The 3,388-nt window shown below is 70.5% G+C and carries 3 protein-coding genes; all 3 read left to right on the top strand.

The window, feature by feature from the left end; translation table 11 throughout:
• Positions 1-290: 290 nt before the first annotated feature.
• The 3 genes from PHC73_RS12845 to PHC73_RS12835 are packed head-to-tail and all read left to right on the top strand — an operon-like array spanning position 291 to position 3,298.
• A complete protein-coding gene (locus PHC73_RS12845; RefSeq protein WP_300128980.1) occupies positions 291-1,076 on the top strand; it encodes an enoyl-CoA hydratase/isomerase family protein in 786 nt (261 codons plus the stop codon).
• Positions 1,077-1,082: 6 nt separating this feature from the next.
• On the top strand, positions 1,083-2,090 hold the full coding sequence (locus tag PHC73_RS12840; protein ID WP_300128978.1) for a biotin/lipoyl-containing protein: 1,008 nt from the start codon (positions 1,083-1,085) through the stop codon (positions 2,088-2,090).
• Between the two features lie 35 nt (positions 2,091-2,125).
• Positions 2,126-3,298 (top strand): acyl-CoA dehydrogenase family protein, encoded by a 1,173-nt coding sequence (locus PHC73_RS12835; protein WP_300128975.1) that lies wholly within the window; start codon positions 2,126-2,128, stop codon positions 3,296-3,298.
• Positions 3,299-3,388: the final 90 nt, after the last annotated feature.

The raw sequence follows: 3,388 nt of genomic DNA, 5'->3' as shown, positions 1-3,388 counted from the left end.
CCGATCGTGCGCGTGGGGGCGCCGTTCATGCCGGTGCCGTTCGCGCCGTCGCTCGAGGCCGCCTACCGGCCGCAAAGCGGCGATTTGATCGCCGCCGCCCTGCGCGTGCTGGCGTGATGAAGATGCTGAAAAATTCCGTCCCTGGAATTTTTCAGCTCGCGCCGCGCGGTGCACGCCCGCGCCGCGCTCCCTGAGTCAAGGGCGTATGCCCCTGACTCAGGTCGGGGCATCCTGCCCCGGACGGAGCCGCAGAATAGATCAGCGGCTCCTGATTCATCCGAGGACACCCCATGTCGGACGCCCCGATCCTGACCGACCGCCACGACGCGGTTGCCGTGCTCACCATCAACCGCCCGCGGGTGCTGAACGCGCTCGACGTGCCGACGCTGCTCGCCTTCGAGCAGGCTTTTTGCGCGCTGGAGCTGGACCCCGCGGTGCACGTCATCGTCATCACCGGCGCCGGCGAGCGGGCGTTCGTGGCCGGCGGCGACATTGCCGATCTCGACTCCCGGCAGGGCCTTGCGCACTACCAGGAGTTCGCGGAGGTGATCCACCGCGTGTTCCGGCGCGTCGAAACCTCTGACAAACCGACCATCGCGGCGGTGAACGGCTTTGCGCTCGGCGGCGGCACCGAGCTGTTGCTGTGCACGGACATTCGCCTTTTGGCCGACACCGCCCAACTCGCGCTGCCGGAGATCAACCTTGGCCTTTTCCCCGGCGCCGGCGGCAGCCAGCGCTTGCTGCGGCAGATTCCGGCCTGCCGGGCGCGCGAGCTGATGTTCACCGGCGACCGCATCGACGCGCAAACGGCGGTGAGCCTCGGGCTCGCCAACCGCGTGGTGCCGGCGGCGCAATTGATGGATGAGGCGCTCTCGCTTGCCGCGCGCATCGCCGCCAAGTCGCCGCTGACGCTGAAGCTGCTCAAGCGCAACCTGCTGCACGGCGCCGACATGCCGCTGCCGGCCGCGCTGGCGCACGAGCAGGCGGTGATCAGCCTGGTGCTGGACAGCGCCGACGCGCACGAGGGTTGCCGGGCGTTTCTGGAAAAACGCCCGGCGCAGTTCCGCGGCGAGTAGGCGCGCATGTCGCAACCGCTTGTCATGCCCAAGCTCGGGCTGACCATGACCGAGGGTCAGGTGGCCGAGTGGCGGCGCGCGCCGGGCGAGCCGTTCGCCGCCGGCGACGTGCTGGTGGTGATCGAGACCGACAAGATCGCCAATGAGGTCGAAGCCCCGGCCGCCGGGCGGCTTTTGGAAATCGTCGTGCCGGCCGGGCAGACGGCGCCGGTGGGCGCGACACTGGCGCGCTGGGAGCCGGCGGACGGCGCGATCATCCCCGCGCCCGCGGCCGAAGTGAAACCTGCAGCGGATGCGGCGCCCGACGCGCGAGTCGCGATCGAAACGGCCGCCGCGCCGGCATCACCCGCGGCGGCAAAAACGGCGGCCCGGTCCGGCGGGCGCCGCATCGCCACGCCTTACGCGCGGCGCCTGGCGCGCGAACGCGGCCTGTCGCTCGAGGGCATCGCCGGCAGCGGCCCCGGCGGGCGCATCCGCGCCGCCGATGTGCCGCTTTGTGCCGCCAAGCCAGCGCCGGCGGTCGCGCCGCCGGTCGCCGCGTCGGCCGAACACTTCCTGCTGGCCGAGGTGCCGGCCGCGGCGCTGCTCGACTGGCACGCGCGCTTGCCGGCGGGGCAGGGCGGGGTTGGCGGTCTGGTGTTTTATCTGGCCGCGCGGGTGTTGCTGGCCAGCCACCCGCAGGCGCTGTGTCGCGCCGGTGACGGCGCGCCGCGGCCGGCGGCGCAGGCCAGCCAGGGTTTTGCCGCCTGGCGCGCGACCGGGGCGCAGGCTCGCGCGGGCGCTGAGCCCGCCGTGACGCTGCACTTCGAGAGCGCCGGCCGCGGCCCGCTGCGGCTGTATGCCCCGGCCAGGCCGGCCGGCTGCGCGTTGGCACTCGGCCTTGGCAGTCTCGTGGCGGGGGCGTTCACGCTCGCGCTGCGCGCCGACGCCAGCGCCTGGTCGGTCACCGATGCGGCTGCGTTTTTGACCCGCCTGCACGCCGCGCTGGAAGACCCGCGCCGCGTGTTGCTGTAGACAATCCCTTTCGCTTTTTTTCAGGACTTCGCGCCGTGAATTTCGACCTCACCGACGAGCAGCGCATGATCTGCGACACCGCCGACCGCGTCGGCGCCGACTTCGGCCCGGATTACTGGCTGCAAAAGGACCGCGCCAAGTCCTTCCCGCAGGAACTGTGGCAGGCCATCTGCGACGCCGGCCTGTGCGGCGTGGCGCTGCCCGAGGAGCACGGCGGCAGCGGCCTTGGCATGCAGGAGATGGCGCTCATCGTGGAGCACCTGGCGGCGACCGGCGGCGGCGCCACGCTGGGGCAGCTGTTCATGATCAACCCAATCTTCGGTGGCGTGTCGCTGTCGCGCTTCGGCAGCGAACGGCAAAAGGCCGCGATGCTGCCGGCGCTCGTCGCCGGTCGCATGAACTTCTGCATGGCGCTCACCGAGCCGGACGCCGGCTCCAACACGCTGGAGCTGCGCAGCTTCGCGCGCGCCGACGGTGACGGCTGGCGGCTGTCGGGCCAGAAGATCTGGATCACCGGCGTCAAGGAAGGCCACAAGATGCTGGTGGTGGCGCGCACCAAGAAAATCGAAGAGGTCAGCCGCCGCACCGAGGGCCTGACGATGTTCATGATCGACATCGACCGGCCGGGGCTCACCTACGCACCGATCGAAAAGCTCGGCACCAACACGCTGTCCTCGTGCAGCGTGTTCTTCGACGACGTGCGCATCGAGCCGCACGAGCTGGTCGGCACGCTGCACGGCGGCTGGTTCGAGCTGCTGGAGGTGCTGAACACCGAGCGCATCGTGACCACCGCGGCGCTGATCGGCGCCGGCAACCTGGCCATCCGTCAGGCGGTCGAGTACGCCAACGTGCGCAAGGTGTTCCGCGGCACGCCGATCGGCGCCTACCAGGGCGTGCAGTTCCCGCTGGCGCAGGCGCACGCCGAGCTCGAGACCGCACGCCTCATGAATCTCAAGGCCGCCTGGTTGTGCGACCAGGGTCGGCCGTATGGCTCCGAGGCCAACACCGCCAAGCTGATCGCCGCCCAGGCGGCCATGTACGCCATCGAGCACGCCATGCAGACGCTCGGCGGCATGGGCTACGCGCGCGAGTCGCACCTCGAGCGGCTGTGGCGTGACGCGCGGCTGTTCAAGTTCGCGCCGGTGGCCGAGGAGATGGTGCTGAACTTCATCGCCACGCATGACCTTGGGCTGCCGCGCGGCTATTGATTTCCACGCAACGGGAGCGTGTCCCGCTGCGTGTTGGGGCAAAGGGCAACTGCCGATTCCAACCGGGGCAGACACATGGTCAACCTGAGC

The sequence above is a fragment of the Immundisolibacter sp. genome (genome assembly GCF_028696615.1).
GTDB lineage: Bacteria > Pseudomonadota > Gammaproteobacteria > Immundisolibacterales > Immundisolibacteraceae > Immundisolibacter.
Note: the sequence above shows the minus strand (reverse complement) of the source record. Positions and strands in the feature narration are given on the sequence as shown.